Here is a 20384-nt window from a genome sequence, read left to right on the forward strand (position 1 = left end):
ATCATTTTTCAAGAAACTAAATCGGTCAACGTTTTATAAAGCAAATGTGTGGGGAGCCCCATGACATTGGTATAGGAACCCTGAATTTCTTCAATGCCGATATGGCCTATCCATTCTTGAATACCATAGCCGCCTGCTTTATCATAAGGTTGATAATTGTCAATATAAAATTCAATTTCGGCATCGATCAGTTTTTTGAATTTTACTTTGGTAGTGCTATTAATGATTTTCTGAATTTCGGCCGTGGTCAGGCAAACAGAGGTAATGACCTCATGCGAAGTTCCCGACATCGATTGTAGCATTTTGAAAGCCTCTACTTTATTCAAGGGTTTGCCCAAAATTTTTTTATTGTGCCATACCACGGTATCCGAGGTGATAAGAATGTCATTGGATTTTAACTCATCTTTAAAAGGTCGAGCTTTGATTTCAGCCAAATAATCGGAAACTTCATGACCTTTTAGGTGGTCGGGGAATACTTCCTCCACTGATTTTAACCGAACCTCGAAATCAAGCTTTAACTCTTTAAAAAAGTGTTGCCTTCTTGGAGATCCAGAGGCAAGAATCAGGTGCCATCCGTTCAATTTTTTCTGAAGCATACTTTAGTCGTTGGAAGCATTAAAGTTGTCGTTCCAATCACCATGTACTTTAAGCACCTGTTCGATAACATCGCGAACACAGCCTTCACCTCCATTTTTATGGGATACATATTTCGAAATGGCTTTGACTTCCGCTACGGCATTTTGCGGACAAGCGGGTAGGCCAGACATTTGCATTGGGGGAATATCGGGCATATCATCGCCCATATAAAGTACGGTTCGCGGGTCGATTTCATAAATGTCGAGATATTCTTCAAATTGATCGATCTTGTGACCGGCACCTAGATAAATATCGGTTACGCCAAGACCTCTTAACCGATGTCTTACCCCCTCATTTGTACCACCGCTAATGATACAAACCTTATAGCCCTTTTGAAGTGCTGTTTTCAGTGCGTATCCATCTTTAACGCTCATACTGCGAAGCATTTCTCCTTCACTGGTAATCAATATCGAAGAATTGGTCAGTACTCCGTCAACATCAAAAACAAAAGTGGTTATGTTTTTTAACTCTTCCTTATAACTCTTTTCCATGGCTATCTTTGATCGAATCGCTCAACAAGCGATAAATTGTTTTATCTTTTTTTGTATTTAATAGTTCAATGTGTCTGTAGATTGTTCCCGTGTCGTTACGTTTGGCAGGTCCGGTCTGTGCTTCTTTAGGATGCAAAGACTCGATTTTGCGTGCCGTTTCCCTTATTAAAGGCTGAAGCATGGTAAAAGGTAGTTGCTGCTCTTTACAAATGGCTGCTCCCATGGTATACATATGATTGGTGAAATTGTTTACGAAAACGGCTGCCAGATGCAAATATTTCCGCTGTTCCGAGGAAACTTCGAAGACTTGATTTGAAAGGATTTGCGCCAATTTCTTCAATAGTTCCAAATCTTCATTTCGGACAGCTTCAATACATAAAGGTATATCTTCAAAGGCTACATTTTCGGTTTTACTGAATGTTTGTAAGGGGTAAAGAACACCCCCGCGTATTTGTTTCGGTAATACATCCATGGGTACACTCCCGGAGGTATGTACGACAAGTTTTTTCGTATGTATAAAATGTTTTGACACCGAAGTTATGGCATCATCACTGACCGCAATAATGTAGATGTCAGGTAATTGGTGTCCGGTTGTTTCGAGAGATTTTTCCAATTGCCCGCTACGGCTATTTAAAACCTGAATTACTTCAATTTCATCGGTTTTTGAAATAACCCGCTTTAAATGTTCGGAGACATTTCCTGTACCTACAAGGGTAACTTTAATCATGGCGCAAAAATAAGCATATATTTCTGTTTGAGCTTTAGCGGGAATAATAGTGGCACGCTTTTTTTACTACATTTGAAAAGACGTGGCCGTATGTGGGAACAATTGACTGTATGGAACGGTAATTATCAAAAAGTTATGGAAAATAATAAGGATTTAAATTCTCGAAGGGAATTCGTCAAAAAAACAGCCGTGGTTTGTTCTGGCTTTCCATTTCTTACTAGAATGACTTCATCATCTTCGAAACCCATAAACCAAACCCCCATGAAAAAACCAATGCAGCACTCCAATGGAAGTATGATAGGGAGTTATGGGCAATGGGCCGCCGATTTGGCGCCTGACCCTCCAAAGCTTTCATTTCGAAACAGCAAATGGCAATCTGTTGCAGATTGGAAGCCCCAAGCGATGGAAAAGGCCTATGAGCTTTTGGCTCCCCCAAAAATAGGAGAGGTGAAGGTGACCGTTCATCGTAAATATGTCTTTGATGGATTGGATGTGGAAGAAATTTCATGGCAACTACCTTATGGTGAACCTACAAAGGCGGTTGTACTCAAACCTGCAGGGGAGACCAAAAGGCTGCCAGCCGTACTGGGGTTGCATGATCATGGTGGGGTCAAATATTTTGGATGGGAAAAAATTTGCCGCATTTCCGATAATACACGTTCAATGCTGACGGAGCATCAGTCGCAGTATTATGAAGGACGGGCATGGGCGAACGAAATTGCAAAAAAGGGTTATGTGGTAATGGTACATGATGTTTTTGCTTTTGCAAGCAGACGGGTGCGATTGGAAAATGTCGATGGTATTTTATGGGGCCATTGTTCTCGTGAAGTATGGGAAGACAAAGATTCCGCTGTCGATGAAAATATTAAGGATTACAATGCTTGGGCCAGTGACCACGAAACAATTATGGCCAAATCGCTGCTTTCAGCAGGTACTACATGGCCTGGGGTAGTTCTTGCCGAAGATCAGGTCGCCTTGACCGTGTTGTGCGAGAGAGAAGATGTTGATGCCAATCGGGTAGGTTGTTGTGGACTTTCGGGCGGAGGGCTCCGTAGTGCATATCTCGGCGGACTGGATAAGCGTATAAAATGTGCTGTTTGTGTTGGCTTTATGAGTACTTGGCGTGATTTTGTGATGAACAAATCTTTTACACATACCTTTATGACTTATGCTTCTTTATTGCCCAACTATTTAGATTTTCCTGAGATTTTAGGGTTGCGCACACCGTTGCCTGCGTTGGTACAAAGTAGTAAAGAAGACGACCTATTTACCCTATTGGAAATGGAGCGGGCTGATAAAATATTACGAGAAATTTATGCCAAAGCGGGGGAGAAAGACAAGTATAAAACTAATTTTTATGAAGGAGGGCACAAGTTTGACATAGCCATGCAAACTGATGCCTTCAATTGGTTTGACAAGTGGTTGGCTTAAAATGCCAACTACACTATAACCTTTCTGTTGATGATGCTCAACTTTTTGTCGTTTTCAAGTTTCTTAATCGTACGGATGACGGTCTCTACTCGAAGCCCTGTAAGTTCAGAAATTTCTAAACGTGTCAATTTTACCTCATATTTATCACTTCCACCTGCCTCTTTTTTTAAGTAATGAAGCAAGGTCAGTATACGCTGTTCTGTCGAGTACATCGAAACTTCCTTTAATCTCATTGATTTGTAATGCAGGCGATCGCATAATATTTGGGTGAGTTTTAAGTGAACTAGAGGTTCTGCCCGAAGCAGTTGAAACAGCTGGTCTTTTGACAACCTTAAGAGTGTTGTTGGTTTATCGGCCTTGGCGCCGGCCGGATATGGAAAGTTACCGAACAATGGCGGCTCGCCAAAACTTTTTCCCTTTTTAAAAATTCCTTGTGTAAATTCCTTTCCTTCTTCGGTTCTATTGAACATCTTTACTCTTCCGTTAAGCACCTGATAGAAAAAATCGGCACGTGCTCCTTCCGAAAAAATTAATTCATCTTTTTTGAAGTGAACTTCCACGGCTCCAAAATGTGCTAAAACTTCCTCCGAAATCATAGGTTTAAATACGAATTTTAAGAACTTGATTATGTTTCTTTTTTCAAATGTTGCTTTTCAGGGGTGTTTAAAATACAAAACTAAGTTTGCAATATTATTGGAAGCTTTAGAAAATGGTTTGACGATTTATATTGATGAATTAATTCCAGACCATAAAAATGGGGAAAGTTTAACTTTTTAGTCTCCGTAAAAATTCATAAAATCTACTTATTTTTGCTGCCGCAAATACAAAGCATTCTTAAAAAATGGTAGATAAAATCAAGAATATTCTCTTTTCCACCCGATTAACTGCTATTTTATTTATTGTTTTTGCAACAGCCATGGCTTTTGGTACCTTCATAGAAAGTTGGTATAGTACCGCTACTGCACGCATATGGATTTATAATACATGGTGGTTTGAAGGTATTATGCTCTTTTTTGTGATCAACTTTATGGGCAATATAGCCCGATACCGTCTACTACGATGGGAAAAATGGCCGGTTTTACTACTTCACCTTTCTTGGATATTGATAATTGTGGGCGCTTTTGTAACACGATATATCAGTTTTGAAGGACGAATGCCTATACGGGAGGGGGAAACCGAAAATGTTTTCTATTCCGATAAAACCTATCTGACGGCTTTTGTAGATGGCGAAATAAACGGTGAGCCCAAACGGAAAGTATTGGAAGATGATTTAATCGTTACTTCTGAAGGCTTGAAATCGAATTTACCTTGGAAGTCTGATTATAATGGACAATCGTTCACCATTTCTTATGTTGGTTTTATTGAAGGTGTTAAAGAAGGTTTGGTTCCCGATGAAAACGGAAAGGAATATTTAAAAATCGTGGAGGCCGGTGATGGGCAGCGACACGAACACTTTTTAGAAAACGGCCAAGTAGCCAACATACATAATGTATTGTTTGCCTTGAACAATAATACGGAAGGGGCTATCAATATTTTTGCATCCGACACGACCTATCAAATAAAGTCACCGTTCGAGGGTAATTTTATGCGTATGGCCGATCAGCTACAAGGAAGCGTGGCCAAAGATAGTTTACAAACTTTGCAACTTCGATCACTATACTCCATGGCGGGAATGCAATTTGTTTTGCCAGAACCTTTGGTAAAGGGATCATACGGGGTAGTGGAGGTTCCTAAGAACGAAGTCAATGAAGGTACACCCAATGCTTTGGTCGTGGAGATTGAATCAAATGGCGAGAAAATGGAAAAGAAATTATTGGGTGGTGTTGGCTCTTCGACTTTTTCGGAAAAAATGAATGTGGGCGGACTTGATTTTTCACTCAGTTACGGTTCTAAAGTGTATACATTGCCCTTTGCCATTAAATTGAACGATTTTATTGCCGAGAAGTATCCCGGTACGGAACAGGGGTATAAATCTTTTATGAGCAAGATAACTTTGGAAGATGAGCGTTCTTTCGATTATGATATTTATATGAACCACATTTTAGACCACAAAGGGTACAGGTTCTTTCAATCCAGTTTCCATCCAGATGAAAAAGGAACGATTTTATCAGTGAACCATGACCAATGGGGCACCTGGATAACCTATTTGGGATATTTTCTTTTGTATGCCGGCTTGATGGGAATCATGTTTTTTGGGAAGACTCGTTTTAAAGATTTGGGTACTTCGTTGGAGAAACTTAAATCTAAAAAAGCAAAATTGGCCACGGTGTTCTTTTTGGGAATGATGCTGAATGTGGTAGGGCAAGAGCATACTGCCGATGATGGTCATGACCACAGCAGTAAGATGCCCACGCAAGAACAGATCGATTCACTTCTGCAGGCCACTATTGTATCAAAAGAGCACGCCGATAAATTTGGTAAATTGATAGTTCAAGATGAGGGAGGGCGAATGAAACCCATCAACACCTTTTCTTCTGAATTGCTTCGAAAGTTAAGCTTGAAAGACAAATTTCATGGTATGGATGGTGACCAGGTCTTTCTCTCCATGATGATGAGTCCCGCTGTGTGGTATAATACCGAGTTTATCGCTTTAGATAAGAGTAGGGGGCAAAATGATAGTATTCGAAAGCTTATTGGGGTTCCTCCAGGAACAGAATATGTTAAAGCTACCGACTTTTTTGATAAAGAAGGGAGCTATAAGTTAGACCCCGTTTTAAGGGAAGCCACAGCTACAAACAATCCCGATCAGTTTGAGAAAGATATCAAGGCCATAAATATTCGATTAAATCTATTAGATCAGGCCTTGAGCGGAAAAATCATCAAGATATTTCCTCTGCTGAATGATGAAAATAACAAATGGATTTCTGCCCTTGATTATCGGGGAGGGCAATACCAGGTTTCCGATTCGCTCTATGGGAATTTTATAAAGAACGCACTTCCTTATTATTTGATGACCTTACAAAAGGCACAGCAAACCGGAGATTATACCGATGCTGACAAACTGTTGGAAGCTTTTGTTCAGAACCAAAAAAATCATGGTAGTGAAATACTCCCTTCCGAGCGCAAAATAGAAACGGAAGTAATGTACAATAAACTTGATATTTTCAATCGGTTGTACAGGTCGTATGCTGTGGTAGGCATTTTGATGTTTTTTGTTTTAATCTTTCAAATTTTTAGGAATCGAGAAATTTGGCGCGTAATCACCTATTTTTTTAAAGGAACCATTGTGCTTTTCTTCCTATGGCATACTGCTGGGTTGATATTGCGTTGGTATATTTCTGGCCATGCACCTTGGAGTGATGCCTATGAAAGTATATTGTATGTTTCTTGGGCTACCATGGGTATGGGGCTTTTATTTATTCGAAAGAGTGACATTACCTTGTCTGCTTCGGCGTTCGTTACGGCTTTGTTGCTCTGGGTCGCCCATCAAAGTTGGGTCGATCCGGCAATTTCAAATTTAGTACCTGTACTAGACAGTTATTGGTTGATGATTCATGTGGCGGTAATCGTTGGCAGTTATGGCCCATTGACGGTAGGCATGATCTTGGGCGTTGTTTCTTTGCTGCTTATTATTTTGACCACTAAGAAAAACAAGGCCCGTATGGATATCAACATAAAAGAACTGACCATCATCAATGAATTGGCCTTGACGGTAGGTTTGGTCATGTTGACCATTGGTAATTTTTTGGGAGGTCAGTGGGCCAACGAAAGTTGGGGGCGCTATTGGGGTTGGGACCCTAAAGAAACGTGGGCCCTGATATCGATAATGGTCTATGCTTTTGTAATTCATGCACGAATCGTACCCGGCCTAAGGGGTAGGTGGACATTCAACTTTTTTAGTGTTGTTGCTTTTGGGAGTATAATGATGACTTATTTCGGTGTGAATTTCTATTTGGCCGGTCTTCACAGTTACGCTAGCGGTGCACAGGTTATTACGCCTACTTTTGTCTGGTATATTGTTTTGGGAGTCGCAATATTAGGTGGTGTTAGTTATTGGCGATACAAAGTGAATTATGCCAAAAAGTAAATTAGTACTGCCACAATATCACTTGAATTCAATGTTTTGATTGCTGCTAAATAGTAATATAAGCATTGTGTGATATGACTTGCCCATATTTTTTCTAAGCACCCCGAAAGCCTTCGTAAGTTGCGCTTCCACGGTTTTGATTGATACATCGAGATGTTCCGATATTTCAAGATTGGTCAATCCTTCCTTTCTGCTTAAAAGAAACACTTCTTTACATTTTGGTGGAAGGTTCTGTATTTCCTTTGTAATTCTTGCAACTACTTTTTCAACAGGGCTATCTTCTTGCAATGTGACGGCTCGTTCTAGACCTTCAAAATATTTTTGCTCCAATACCATGGTCGAACGGTTTTTCTTGTACTGGTTGATAAATTCGTTGTAAACAGACTTGAACAGATAATTTTGCAATGAAGATTTAATATGCAGCTTTTTTCGCTGTTCCCAAGTTCTTAAAAATACATTTTGCAAAATATCTTCTGCTTGGGCATGGTTATTCGTCAATGTCATCGCATAACCAAAAAGTCGTCGATTGTAGCGGTCTACCAAATAAATAAAAGCTTCTTCTTCCCCATTTTTCAGACGTTCGATCAGTATTTTGTGATTATCCGTATTCATAAAAGTATTATAGTTATGTCGTAATATATGCTATTAATAATTGCAAATATGAAAAAAAAATCACTAAAAACTTAGGGTATTGCAAATGGGCTTTGTCTTTCTTATGTATACATATTAGATTATTTAGGTTCACTATATGAAAAATAGAATTCTTAAGTACTTGACTAATGAGGCAACTTCAGAAGACTTGGATTTGTTATCCGATTGGATTCTTGAGGAGGGGAATCAACAGATTTTTGACGATTACATAAAAATTCATTTTGAAACAACAATGGCAATGAACCAACCTGATACAAATAAAATCAAGAACAAATTGTTGCAGGAAATAAAGCGCAATAAAAATCGGAAGGCACGATTCGTAGTGCTTAATGCCATGAAATATGCCGCGATAGCTTTGGTTTTTTTGGCTTTGGGTTATTTCTATCAAAACAATGCTATTGTTGCAGAAAAGGAAAATGTACTGAAACCTGCTGAGGAGCCCATCACCATAACGCTAGATAATGGAACTGTTGAAACCTTAAATCCCAATGAAAATAAGAAAGTAAAAGACAATAAAGGTAATATAATTGGAAGCCAAGATAAATCAAAATTAACCTACCAAGGGGCACCATCGTCAGATAAATTAGTCTACAATACACTAAACGTACCCTATGGGAAGCGTTTCGATGTTATTTTATCAGATGGCACCCACGTTTTTTTAAACTCCGGTACTTCTTTGCGCTACCCAGTTTCATTTTTAGAGGGCAAAGAGCGTGCAGTTTTTTTGACAGGTGAAGCTTATTTTGATGTAGCCAAAGATGAAAAACATCCCTTTATCGTAAATACAAACGATGTGGGTATCAAAGTTTTGGGTACTAAGTTCAATGTATCCCATTACCCGGAAGATCAGAATATTAATACCGTTTTAATCGAAGGTTCGGTAGCGCTTCATAAGAGAATAACAGCGAAAGAAAATGCCCCCCCCCTTATATTAAAACCAGGCTTTAAGGCGGAATGGCACCAGCACAATAATGATATTTCCATTGAAAATGTAGATACTCGGGTGTACACCGCGTGGGTGCAGGGAAAATTGATCTTTAGAAACACCCCTTTCCGTCAGATTAGGCAAGCTTTGGAACGGCATTATAATGTCAGTATTAAAAATGAAAACTTAGACTTGGACGAACAGCTGTTCGATGCCACCTTTGACATCGAGACCATCGAAGAAATTCTGGAGTCCTTCAGCAAAAGTTATGCAATCGCCTATAAAATAGTAGACAATGAAGTCATTATCGAGTGAATTTAAGTAATCTAAAAAAGGATGTTTATGAGTAGAAACCAGTAATGAACCAGAATCAGGTCATTTTAAAAAGTAAAATCGGAAAATGCGGACACATTCCCCGATTTAGTAAAAAATGATTTAAACGAATTTAAACCAATTAACACTACAAAATTATGAAAAAACTCTTTAACCCGAAGGGTGTAGGTATATACCCTTTAAAATTAAGTTTAAAGATGAAACTAACACTGTTGCTGACCGTAGTCTCTTTGTTTCAAATACAGGCTAATACCTACTCTCAGACCAAGAAAATTTCCTTGGATATGCCCGACGCAACCGTACAAGAAGTAATCTATGAGATAGAAAATTTGACCGACTATAAATTTCTATTGAACCGAAGAGATGTAGATGTAAAACGTAAAGTTACAATTAAAGTCAGCAAAGCTTTGATTCTTTCGATTTTACAAGAATTATTTTTAGGTACTGATATCGGATATGAGGTACTGAAAAAACAAATCATTTTAAAAAAATCTAATAAAAAAGTTGGAACGACCCAGCCAAGCGTTCAGAGAACAGAAATAGGTGATGTTAATTTACAGACACAAGTTTCAGGAACCGTTACCGATGCTGATGGTACACCACTACCAGGAGCCAATATTATAGAAAAAGGTACGACTAATGGGGTCACTGCCGATTTTGATGGTAATTTTTCTATTGAAGTTGCCGAAACAAACAGTGTTTTAGTGGTTTCCTATATTGGATTTGCCACGAGGGAGGTTTCCCTTAACGGACAGACAACTATTACAATTAATTTAGAAGAAAGTGCTTCCGGATTGGATGAAGTGGTAGTGGTCGGGTATGGAACACAAGCTAAAAAAGATATTACAGGAGCTGTTGCCACAGTTAAAGGAGAGGAGCTCACTAAAACCAAAACTCCGGACCTAACAAACTCTGTTGCTGGTCGTCTGCCGGGTATCATAGCGCAACAAGTTAGTGGTGAACCTGGAAATGACGAATCATCTATCAGTATTCGTGGATTTGGTACTCCTTTGATTATTGTTGATGGAATTCAACGTGATTTTAATGACATTGCAGCTGAAGAAGTAGAGTCAATGACCGTATTAAAAGATGCCTCGGCAGCGATTTACGGCGCCAGGGCCGGTAATGGTGTTATTCTAATCACTACCAAAAGAGGTACAATTGGTAAACCGCAAATCAGTATTAACTCAACTACTACGCTTCAAGGTTTTACGAATTATCCGTCGTATGCGAATAGTGGCCAATATGCGGAAATAATGAATGAATTCCGAACAAACGACGGATTAGATCCTATCTATACAAGTGAAGATATTGCAAAATATTACAGTGGTGAAGATCCTCTAAATTATCCGAACACAGACTGGTGGGATTTGACAATGAACAATAGGGCTCCACAAACACAACATGAGATATCATTGAGAGGAGGGTCTGAAAAAATTAAATATTTTACCATGTTTAGCTACCTAGATCAGCAAGGATTGTATAAATCTGGAGACAATAAATTTAAACGATACAATGTAAGAGCCAACCTTGACGCAGAAGTTACCAAAAGCCTTTCTGTGTCCTTGGATATGTCGCTAATTGCGGAAGATATAAAAAGTCCGCTACGTACAGTCTATAATATTTGGCAAGATATACAATCAGCGTTGCCAACTTATTTAGGTGAACTTCCTGACCCTTCTAGAATTGCTTATCCCGGGCAAGTACCTATCTCACCAGTTGCTGGAACGACTATCGATATCGGAGGCTATCAAGCAGACAGTAACAGGCATATTAATATTAAAGGTGGTTTTAATTATGATGTTCCAGGAGCTGAAGGTTTGTCCGTAAATGGCTTTGGTAGCTATTTTGAATTTGGAAATGATTTTAAAAATTGGGAGCAGAATTATTTTCTAGAGGAATATGATGCTGTCAGTGACAGCTACTTGGATAGAGGGTCAAGTTTTAAAACCAAGATAGATCAAGGCTATCAGGTTGAATCATCTTTCACTACAAACCTCGCTCTAAAATTTTTAAGAAGCTATGGGGAGAAGCATAGTATCGATGCCCTCCTTCTTTATGAAAGAATTAAAAATAATGGGCATTATACTAGGGCCCGTGGCACAAATTACCTAACTGATGCCATCGATTATTTATTTGCTGCCGGTGGCGAAGGTCAACAAGTAGATGGTAGGGCGTCGGAAGATGGAAGAGAAAGTTATGTGGGTCGACTTAATTACGGCTTTGATGATAAGTACCTTTTTCAAGCTACTGTAAGGTATGATGGTTCACCAAGGTTTAATAAAAACAACAGATGGGGCCTTTTTCCTAGTTTTTCTGCAGGTTGGCGAATTTCGCAGGAAAATTTTATTAAAGATAAGGTAGAATGGATAGACAACTTGAAGTTAAGAGCGAGTTATAGTAATCTTGGATATGACGCAACTGGTAATTTTCAATTTTTAAGCGGGTATGAAATACCCACCGGGGGTTTAAGACCGTATATTGACTCTGGTTATGTTTTAGACGGAGCGCCCTATAACACCATATACTCAACTGGATTGGCCAACCCCAATATTACTTGGGAAGACATGACGATTTATAATATTGGTCTAGATTTTAATATCAACAATGGATTGTTATATGGAGAGTTGGATGCCTTCTATCGCCAAAGAAGGAATATACTGGCGACCAGGGCACAATCACTGCCGAATACCTTTGGTGCCAATCTACCTGCTGAGAATTTGAATAGCCAAAATAATCGTGGATTTGAGGTTTTATTAGGTCACCGAAATCGCAAGAACGACTTTAAATATGATGTTAGCGCCAACATTGCTTGGACAAGGGCCAAGTGGGATCATTTTGACGAACCTATATACGAAGATGAAGATGACATTAGAATAAGAACAAGATCTGGTAATTGGGCAGATAGAGTTTTTGGTTATAAAAGTGATGGGCTATTTACCTCTCAAAGTGAAATTGATAATTTAGGATACGATCAAGATCAAAACGGAAATGAAACTCTTGCGCCTGGAGACATAAAATATGTTGACATAAATAATGATGGAACCATAGACTGGCGAGATCAAGTGGAAATTTCAACTTCAAACGTACCCCAATTAACTTTTGGCGCAAACTTGTCTCTTGACTATAAGGGTTTTGACTTGTCTCTATTATTACAAGGAGCAGGAAAGTATGATGTTTTAGTATCGCGAGGTGTTTTGCCCAGTTCTTCTGTAAATACATTTGCCCTTGTTTACGAAAATAGGTGGAACCCAGCAAATAATGATAAGAATGCGTTGTTACCAAGAGTATCTGCAACGGGTAATGTAAACAACACCAAACTCTCCGATTTCTGGTACATTGATGGAACGTACTTACGTGTAAAGAATATAAATCTTGGGTATACCGTTCCAATAAATGGAAAAGTTGGTATAGACTCCATACGGCTCTTTCTGGCAGGAACAAATCTTTTGACATTCAGTGAGTTGAACAAATGGGATATGGACCCAGAGGCGCAAAACAATGTTACTGCTCGATATTATCCCCAACCAAAGACTTTTTCACTAGGCTTATCAATAAAATTATAAAAACATGAAAAAATTAGTATATACCATAGTATTCGCATCATTTGTATTTTCTTCATGTGATAGCGTATTGGAACGAGAACCACTTGATATCATAAGTGATACCACAGTCTGGGATGACCCGGTCTTGGTAGATGCCTATATTTTAGACGTATACAGTCATATGTATTTTATGTATAATGATTATGACACTAATCAAAACCAGAGGAATGACATATATACAATAAACGCCGTAGCTGATCAATCAACTAATGGCAGACCCAACCAAGACGTTGTGGTTAAATGGCAAGCTGGTCTTTTAGATGAAAATGGAGGGTTGGAGCAGTGGCACTATAGTAATATCCGAAAAATGAATGATTTTTTTGATAAAATGGAAAGCTCTACAATTTCTGAAGAAGAGAAAAAATTATTCGCCGGTCGTATGAAATTTGCAAGGGCTCTTACCTATTTTACCATGGTAAAATGGTATGGCGGAATACCTATAATAACCGAATCACAGGCCATTGACACCCCAATTGAAGAGTTGCAAGTTCCTCGAAACAAAGAACAAGAAGTGTATGATTTTGTTATTTCTGAATGTGACGAAATAATAAATAATGAAATGCTCCCCAATGAGTTTTCTGGAGCTCGTTTGGGTGATCCTACAGCCTATGTGGCTCAAGCTCTTAAAAGTAGGGCTGCATTATATGCAGCGAGCATTGCTCGTTGGGGCACCGTACAAATCGATGGGTTAGTTGGTATTCCTCAGGATCAGGAAAACAGGTATTGGCAAATTAGCTATGATGCTTCAAGGGCGATTATAGATGGCCCTTTTTCACTTTATCAAAAATCTGATAACCTCGTGGACAATTACCAACAGGCTTTTGTAGATGAAGACAACAGTGAGGTAATATGGGCAAAATACTATGATGGCGTAACGGTAAATAACGATTGGAGCGTTGATCATTCGGTACTTGGAGCGGCTCCAAGTTGGATGACTGAAAATATTTGTCCCTATCTTGAACTTGTCGAGAATTTTGAGAACAAGGATGGTGAAATTATCCCATGGGATAGAGAAGCTGTTGCTAGTAAGATATGGACATTTGACGAGTTATATGGTAATCTAGAACCTCGCTTTCACGCAAATATTTGGACTCATGGAAGTAATTGGGAAGGTTTTGATCCTGTACTTTACTATAATGGAATAAAAACAGCAGATGGCGAAATTATTCGTGATGGTATTTACGAAGGCCTACCTGCTTTAGGGGCAAATTATAGAACATCAGGCAGGGATTTTTCAGGCTTTTCTATTAAAAAGGGTGTTGATCCTACAGGCGATCTCAACAATAGAAGAGGAAAAAACATGAAAATTCAATTTCGATTGGGCGAAATACTCTTAAATTATGCCGAAGCGGCTTTCTATTTAAATAAAAAAGATGAAGCTTTAGATGCCGTAAACAAAATAAGAGAGCGTGTTGCATTGCCCTTACATACCGTAATTGATGTCGAAAAAATAAGACACGAGAGAAGAATAGAACTAGCTTTTGAAGCTTTAAGACATTGGGATTTAAAACGATGGAGAATAGCAGAAGAAGCTATATCAAATACATGGACAGGAGTAAATTATATTTATGATTTTCCTACAGGGAATTTCTGGGTGGAATACAAGGAAAATTTTAGAACATCCAATTTTGATGAAAAACACTATTACTTCCCCATTACTCCAGCAAGAATAGCTAACAACCCGGCTTTAGCACCAGAGAACCCCGGCTATTAATACTGTCACAAAGTCCTAGGTAAAGTTCCAATTCTCAGGCATTATCTAGGACTTATCAATAATTCAAAACTTCTTAAACCAAATTATACAAATGCGTATTTTATTCACGTTGGTATTATTTCTTTTTATATTATTTGAAGGCTTTACGCAAAAGGATACCCGACCACGATTGTTGGTGCTTACAGATATTGGTGGTGATCCAGATGATGAACAATCCATTAGGCATCTTTTGGTATATGCCAATGAATTCAGAATTGAAGGGCTCATTGCCACTTCTGATAATATACCGAGAAAAGGCTATAAGCATCAAATACGAACAGATTTACTAGTTAAGGCTATTAAAGACTATGGTAAGGTAAGAGATAATTTAATCCTTCATGCTCCGAATTACCCAACAGCAGAATCACTTTTGAAGGTTGTTCATGGAGGCCAAGTTAATCGGGGAGTTGAAAACCTAGAAATTGGTAAAGAAACTGCTGGATCAAAACACATTATTGGCGCTGTCGATTCATCAGATGAACTTCTCTATATTACCATTTGGGGTGGAGCACATGATTTAGCTCAGGCATTACTGGACATAAGAAGTACCCGCTCACTCAAAAAAGTGAAAGCCTTTGTAAAAAAATTGCGTGTTTTCGCAATCTCAGATCAAGATGCGTGGAATAGTTCTAAAATGGGTACTGGAAAATGGATTCGTCAAAATTTTCCAGAAATTAATTACATAGAACCAGGGCCACTAACGATGAATTCAATGGATGCTTCGTTTCGCGGAATGTACCAAAATGATTCGAGGGGTAGTACTGAAACATTACCATTAGTGGCTGCTGGTATTGAAAATTTGAATAACGATAAATGGATTAAGGAAAATATTAATAATTGGGGCCCTTTAGGAGCTGGTTACCCAAACGATGTTCATCAAAATCCGCCAAGCGAAAGAAATATAATAGGTATCAAAGAAGGTGATACACCCTCATGGTTCTTTGTCTACCAAAATGGATTAAACAATCCCGAATTTCCAGAATGGGGTGGTTGGGGAGGGCGATATGTTGCTGCCGGAGAATCGTATTATACTGACGCGCAAGACAATCATTGGTCTGGTAAAATGAATAAAGGTCTTCGACAAAAATGGACAATTGCTAGGTGGCGCGAAGCCTATCAAAATGATTTTGCGGCACGCATGAGATGGAATCTTTTACCCTATGAAAAAACCAACCACAATCCAGTAGCAATTGTTAATAATGATAGTAGCCGGCATATCATTCATTTAATGGTAAAGGCAGGGGAAACCATTAGTTTGGATGCAGGGAAATCATATGATCCAGATGGTGACAAAATTAGTTTCAATTGGTGGGAATACAATGAAGTATCGGCTTCACGTGTCGGCCTCATTAATTCTAACGAAGCTGTTGTCGGTGTTAAAATACCTGAACAATGTCCTGAAGGCGATATTCATTTGATATTAGAAGTTAAGGATGATGGTAGCCCGGAGCTAATTGCTTATCGCAGGATTATTTTACAGGTAAAATAATACTGAAAGTAAACTAGTATAGGATAATCCATATTCTGCCATTTTGCCTAAAGAATTTGACAATTGCAAAAAGTTTGGAATAGGTTGGTCATAACATGCTTCAGCAGTAAACAAGTTTTTTAATAAAAAATACTAATCGAACAAAATAGTGAACACAATTATTCTATTATGAGACGAATCATACACCTATTATTTTTAACATGTCCTTTGGTCACATTATTGGCACAACAAAAGTTAACTGCCTTAAACGATGACCAAGGGGAAATACAACCTTGGTCAAAAAATGTCAGGTATTGGCAGTATAAGGGTGAACCGGTACTACTAGTGGGTGGCAGTAAGACTGACCATCTATTTTTGGCAGATGGTCTTCTGGAACACCTCGATGATATAAAGGAAGTTGGAGGCAACTTTGTGCGGAATACCATGTGCCAAAGGGAGGGCAAGGAACTCAAACCCTATGCTTTGGTCAATGATTCTTTATTCGATTTGGATCAGTGGAACGAAGACTATTGGACAAAGTTCCAGAACATGCTGAAATGGACCAATGAGCGGGATATCATAGTACAAATCGAGGTGTGGGACCGCTTTGATTATTCCCAAAAATACTGGGAAATAAGTCCTTGGAACCCCCGTCTTAATGTAAACTACGGCTATGAAGACATTGGTTTTGACGAGAAGTATCCTCTTCATCCTTCCAAGGATGTACAACCCTTTTTTCATGCTATTCCAAATATGCCAAGGTATGATAAAAAATTAGACTTGATTTACAAGTATCAAGAGGCATTCGTTACCAAAATGTTGTCGTACAGCCTTCAATATGGCAACGTGCTTTATTGTATGGATAACGAAACAACTACCGATGCACTCTGGGGGCAGTATTGGATAAATTTCATAAAAGCAAAGGCCAAGGAACAGGGCATAAGTGTGGGCACAACGGATATGTTCGACGATGTGCACAAGGGAAAAGAGTCCTTGAGCGCCCCGATCATCTTTAACGATGGGGAACACTATACATTTGCAGATATCTCACAGGTCAACAGTCGTAATTTTGACGATACACATTGGCATGAGCTGCAATGGTTGTTGGATCAGGTAAATAAAACCCACCCACGTCCAAGCAACCATACGAAAATATATGGAGGGGGATTTAGCAACTATGGTTCAGGGGGACAAGAGGACGGTATTGAACGTTTCTGGCGAAATATCCTTGCAGGTTCCGCAGCGGTGCGGTTTCACCGCGGACCTAATGGAAATAATCTGAACGATAGAGCCAAGGCAAGCATAATGGCCGTTCGCCTGCTAGAAAGCCAAATGAAACTTTGGGAGTTGAAACCGCATATGGAACTCCTCGTAGACAGGTCTCCCAATGAGGCATATCTCGCAGCATGGCCCGGAGAAAAATATGCCCTTTATTTTACCAATTCCGGTAGTGTGGGTTTAGACCTTACAAAATCTAATGGCACATTTACCCTTAAATGGATCAGTATTACCGAAGGTACATCGTACAAGGAAGAGAAGATACAAGGGGGAGCAGTAAAAACCATCACCGCGCCCTTTAAGGGCGGATGGGTGGCAGCCTTGACCAGAGATAATTAGCCTAAAGGCTGTACGCTAACCCCTGTCTAAAAATGGGAAATATTGTGCAATTGGAATGAATTAACAATCAATCGGAGAGGTCTAAACGCCTATGCCTTTATATTTAAATTAATAAGAAGAGTAAATATGTTCGTTATAAATAATATAAAATTATTGCTTTTACTTGGACTATTCCCTTATTCTGGATTTAGTCAAATAAGTTTTGTAGAAGTCACTATTCCTAGTGGACTTAGGGCAGCGGATTCCACTGCCAATCAGGAAGGTAGGGATGAAGGTTTTGATGGTCCTTACAGTTGGGGTCACCGCATAATATGGGCCGACATTGATGGTGATGAACTACCTGACCTGTTTGTGGGCCGTTGGCCAAATATTCTGCTGCATAATAATGGTGATGGTACTTTTAATGATATCAGTAAATCTTCCGGATATAGGCAACTCAAGGACAAGGGCCACGGAGCTGTAGTGTTTGACATGGATAATGATGGGGACAGGGATTGGTTTGCCAATGGAAATAAGCATTATACCAACATTGACGTTGATGTGCTGGCAAGCAATGATGGCTCAGGAAATTTCACTAGTGTATTAACAAGTTCAACCGCTTTGTTTGGACCGCCTGGAAGTATATCTCTTGGTACAAGAGGGGTTGGTGCGGCTGATTTTGACGGTGATGGTTATGTTGACCTTGTGGCCGTAAGTTGGTCGGAAATAGATGGGGATAATACGATGGGGCCATCAAACGATCATATTTTTTGGAATGATGGGAATGGCAGGTATTTAACTGCCACTACATTGAGTACCGACGGCAATAATCAGGGTGTGCAAACTATTGATTTTGACGGTGATGGAGATATAGATATTTATACAAACGTCCGTGATTCTCCAAATCAATTGTACCGCAACGACGGAAACAGAATTTTCACAGAGGTAGCTACTATAGCGGGTATAGCTCTCGATAATAAGGAATCGGATGATGGAGCAACTTGGGGGGATATAGATAATGATGGTGATCTTGATTTGGCCTGTGGCGGAGAGGTATATAAGAACAGTGATGGCGTGTTTACCAAAGTAAGTACATTTCCAAATTATGATGGGTATATGATGGTATTTGGAGACCTTGATAATGATGGAGATCTTGATTTGGTCATTCCAGGGAATGAGGCATCTTTTAACCGAAATAAGGGCCCCCTAGAAGTGTATGTGAATGATGGCAATGGCGATTTTACCATAGTTAAAACCACAGGATTGTTACCGCCAAAAGGAGATAGACGTGGTGCGGCCTTTTCAGACTTTGATGGCGACGGGCGGCTAGACTTGGGAATTTCTGACAAGCGGGATTTTAATTCACTATTCAAGAATAACACTGCCAATGTTGGAAACTGGTTGAAAGTAAAGCTTTATCGAGCCAATGGACAAATCGATGCTATTGGCAGTTTTGTTTATGTTTATTCAAAAGGCAACCTTGGGGAACCATCAGAACTTTTAGGTGTTCGTTTTGCCGAAGGAGCAACTGGTTATAGTGCCCAAAATGACCCTGTACTCCATTTCGGTTTAGCTAAGCATAATAAAGTTGATGTGCGAGTAAAATTTCCACAAGGGAATATGACCGATATATTGAATGTTGATGTTAATAGGACAATTACAGTTATTGAAAAAGAACAGTAAGTTTAAAATCAGGGAATAAAAGAAAAATCTTATAAGTGTTCGTATTAATCAGAATATAGATCTTGGTTATTGAAGTTCAAAGTAATCGTAAAATAAAATGATGGTAAACAAACGGCCGGATAAGCTATCGAAATGCTTGTATTAGTTGAGTGTCGCTAAATTTGGTCTAGACTACTTAATCAATGAAGAATATCTATCGAAGTACTATTAAAAAAATTATACTTAATGAAACTACAAATTTTGAAACCCGTTTTCCTTTTTGTTTTCCTCGCAATAATACTAAATCCTTTTTGCGGATTTAACCAAAATCAAAAAGAAACCAAAATCGAAAAAGACGTTGTTTTTGGTGAAACAATGAATTATAAGGGTGAAAAAGAAATGCTTATGCTCGATATTTATTCGCCTTTGGAAATGGTTGCCAAAAAGCGTCCGGCAATAATGTGGATGCACGGTGGCGGTTTTGGTCCCAATTACGATAAATCACAAAGGTATATTGTTGAAATGGCCACGCGATTTGCCAAAAGAGGATATGTCTGCCTTTCCATAAATTACAGGGTCCGGGAAAATCCTAAAGATGATAAGACTGGAACCATAAATGACGCATTGGAAGATGCAATGAAAGGTTTAAACTGGATACGGGAGAATAGTAAAAAACTAGGAATCGACAAATCGAAAATTGTTATAGGAGGAGGTTCGGCTGGTGGTATATTAGGAAATAATTTTTGCTACAGAGATGGCGCTAAAGATAAAAAATGGGATAAATCAGGTATTTTGGCTTTTATTAATCTGTGGGGAAGCCCAGATGAATCATGGGGCAAATATAGTATCGACAAGAACGATCCTCCAATGATTATTGTCCATGGAACAGAAGATGCCTCGGTTCCTTATGGAAATTCTTTGCAAATAATTAAAAGATTAAACGAAGTAAAAGTTAAAAATGAACTTATTGCCATTGAAGGTGCGGGTCATACCCCTGCCAGTCATATGGATGATTTTGAAGTCAAAATAGCGACGTTTTTGTCTGATATAATTTCAGCACTGAATTAAATACTTAGTAA

General features: G+C 39.0%; 14 protein-coding genes. 9 read left to right on the top strand and 5 right to left on the bottom strand.

Going from position 1 to position 20384, the window contains the following annotated elements; all coding sequences use genetic code 11:
* Positions 1-8 precede the first annotated feature (8 nt).
* Genes AACZ88_RS16750 through AACZ88_RS16760 form a run of 3 tightly spaced genes read right to left on the bottom strand, consistent with a single transcriptional unit; the run spans position 9 to position 1854 of the window.
* Positions 9-596 carry a Maf-like protein gene (locus tag AACZ88_RS16750; RefSeq protein WP_339712577.1) on the bottom strand — a complete coding sequence of 196 codons (588 nt, stop codon included), beginning with the start codon at positions 594-596 and terminating at the stop codon, positions 9-11.
* A 3-nt stretch (positions 597-599) separates the two neighbouring features.
* On the bottom strand, positions 600-1127 hold the full coding sequence (locus AACZ88_RS16755; RefSeq protein WP_339712579.1) for an HAD hydrolase family protein: 528 nt from the start codon (positions 1125-1127) through the stop codon (positions 600-602).
* Positions 1111-1854: a DUF2520 domain-containing protein gene (locus tag AACZ88_RS16760; protein ID WP_339712581.1), complete on the bottom strand. Its 744-nt coding sequence runs from the start codon at positions 1852-1854 to the stop codon at positions 1111-1113. Before AACZ88_RS16760 ends, AACZ88_RS16755 begins: the two co-directional genes overlap by 17 nt.
* 261 nt (positions 1855-2115) lie before the next feature.
* Between AACZ88_RS16760 and AACZ88_RS16765 the strand changes: the two genes are divergently transcribed.
* Positions 2116-3285, top strand: a complete 1170-nt coding sequence (locus AACZ88_RS16765) for a prolyl oligopeptidase family serine peptidase (RefSeq protein ID WP_339712583.1) — start codon at positions 2116-2118, stop codon at positions 3283-3285.
* 8 nt (positions 3286-3293) lie between these two features.
* On the opposite strand, the gene AACZ88_RS16770 is transcribed toward AACZ88_RS16765, so the two are convergent.
* Positions 3294-3881: a Crp/Fnr family transcriptional regulator gene (locus tag AACZ88_RS16770; RefSeq protein WP_339712586.1), complete on the bottom strand. Its 588-nt coding sequence runs from the start codon at positions 3879-3881 to the stop codon at positions 3294-3296.
* 245 nt (positions 3882-4126) lie between these two features.
* On the opposite strand from AACZ88_RS16770, the gene ccsA reads away from it, so the two are divergent.
* Positions 4127-7312 carry a cytochrome c biogenesis protein CcsA gene (gene ccsA, locus AACZ88_RS16775; protein ID WP_339712588.1) on the top strand — a complete coding sequence of 1062 codons (3186 nt, stop codon included), beginning with the start codon at positions 4127-4129 and terminating at the stop codon, positions 7310-7312.
* Positions 7313-7330: 18 nt separating this feature from the next.
* On the opposite strand, the gene AACZ88_RS16780 is transcribed toward ccsA, so the two are convergent.
* The gene (locus AACZ88_RS16780) at positions 7331-7924 is read right to left on the bottom strand and encodes an RNA polymerase sigma-70 factor (RefSeq protein ID WP_339712591.1); all 594 of its coding nucleotides are present in this window, start codon (positions 7922-7924) and stop codon (positions 7331-7333) included.
* 136 nt (positions 7925-8060) lie between these two features.
* Here AACZ88_RS16780 and AACZ88_RS16785 point away from each other — a divergent pair, with 136 nt between their 5' ends.
* The 7 genes from AACZ88_RS16785 (at position 8061) to AACZ88_RS16815 (ending at position 20373) form a co-directional block, all read left to right on the top strand.
* Complete coding sequence (locus AACZ88_RS16785; RefSeq protein ID WP_339712594.1) at positions 8061-9203, top strand: FecR domain-containing protein; 1143 nt, start codon at positions 8061-8063, stop codon at positions 9201-9203.
* A 215-nt stretch (positions 9204-9418) separates the two neighbouring features.
* Entirely contained in the window at positions 9419-12787 is a 3369-nt protein-coding gene (locus tag AACZ88_RS16790; RefSeq protein ID WP_339712597.1) for a TonB-dependent receptor, read from the top strand.
* 4 nt (positions 12788-12791) lie between these two features.
* Positions 12792-14540, top strand: coding sequence for a RagB/SusD family nutrient uptake outer membrane protein (locus AACZ88_RS16795; RefSeq protein WP_339712600.1), 1749 nt, complete (start codon positions 12792-12794; stop codon positions 14538-14540).
* A gap of 91 nt (positions 14541-14631) precedes the next feature.
* The gene (locus tag AACZ88_RS16800; RefSeq protein ID WP_339712603.1) at positions 14632-16068 is read left to right on the top strand and encodes a nucleoside hydrolase-like domain-containing protein; all 1437 of its coding nucleotides are present in this window, start codon (positions 14632-14634) and stop codon (positions 16066-16068) included.
* A 168-nt stretch (positions 16069-16236) separates the two neighbouring features.
* On the top strand, positions 16237-17664 hold the full coding sequence (locus tag AACZ88_RS16805) for a hypothetical protein (protein ID WP_339712606.1): 1428 nt from the start codon (positions 16237-16239) through the stop codon (positions 17662-17664).
* A 126-nt stretch (positions 17665-17790) separates the two neighbouring features.
* A complete protein-coding gene (locus AACZ88_RS16810; RefSeq protein WP_339712609.1) occupies positions 17791-19326 on the top strand; it encodes a CRTAC1 family protein in 1536 nt (511 codons plus the stop codon).
* Between the two features lie 225 nt (positions 19327-19551).
* The gene (locus AACZ88_RS16815; RefSeq protein WP_339712611.1) at positions 19552-20373 is read left to right on the top strand and encodes an alpha/beta hydrolase; all 822 of its coding nucleotides are present in this window, start codon (positions 19552-19554) and stop codon (positions 20371-20373) included.
* Positions 20374-20384 lie beyond the last annotated feature (11 nt).

Source organism: uncultured Kriegella sp. (assembly GCF_963975415.1).
GTDB lineage: Bacteria > Bacteroidota > Bacteroidia > Flavobacteriales > Flavobacteriaceae > Kriegella.

Coding starts and splice junctions, on each gene's coding strand:
- AACZ88_RS16750 (WP_339712577.1), bottom strand. CDS start 596: ATGCTTCAGAAAAAATTGAACGGATGGCACCTGATTCTTGCCTCTGGA.
- AACZ88_RS16755 (WP_339712579.1), bottom strand. CDS start 1,127: ATGGAAAAGAGTTATAAGGAAGAGTTAAAAAACATAACCACTTTTGTT.
- AACZ88_RS16760 (WP_339712581.1), bottom strand. CDS start 1,854: ATGATTAAAGTTACCCTTGTAGGTACAGGAAATGTCTCCGAACATTTA.
- AACZ88_RS16765 (WP_339712583.1), top strand. CDS start 2,116: ATGAAAAAACCAATGCAGCACTCCAATGGAAGTATGATAGGGAGTTAT.
- AACZ88_RS16770 (WP_339712586.1), bottom strand. CDS start 3,881: ATGATTTCGGAGGAAGTTTTAGCACATTTTGGAGCCGTGGAAGTTCAC.
- ccsA (WP_339712588.1), top strand. CDS start 4,127: ATGGTAGATAAAATCAAGAATATTCTCTTTTCCACCCGATTAACTGCT.
- AACZ88_RS16780 (WP_339712591.1), bottom strand. CDS start 7,924: ATGAATACGGATAATCACAAAATACTGATCGAACGTCTGAAAAATGGG.
- AACZ88_RS16785 (WP_339712594.1), top strand. CDS start 8,061: ATGAAAAATAGAATTCTTAAGTACTTGACTAATGAGGCAACTTCAGAA.
- AACZ88_RS16790 (WP_339712597.1), top strand. CDS start 9,419: ATGAAACTAACACTGTTGCTGACCGTAGTCTCTTTGTTTCAAATACAG.
- AACZ88_RS16795 (WP_339712600.1), top strand. CDS start 12,792: ATGAAAAAATTAGTATATACCATAGTATTCGCATCATTTGTATTTTCT.
- AACZ88_RS16800 (WP_339712603.1), top strand. CDS start 14,632: ATGCGTATTTTATTCACGTTGGTATTATTTCTTTTTATATTATTTGAA.
- AACZ88_RS16805 (WP_339712606.1), top strand. CDS start 16,237: ATGAGACGAATCATACACCTATTATTTTTAACATGTCCTTTGGTCACA.
- AACZ88_RS16810 (WP_339712609.1), top strand. CDS start 17,791: ATGTTCGTTATAAATAATATAAAATTATTGCTTTTACTTGGACTATTC.
- AACZ88_RS16815 (WP_339712611.1), top strand. CDS start 19,552: ATGAAACTACAAATTTTGAAACCCGTTTTCCTTTTTGTTTTCCTCGCA.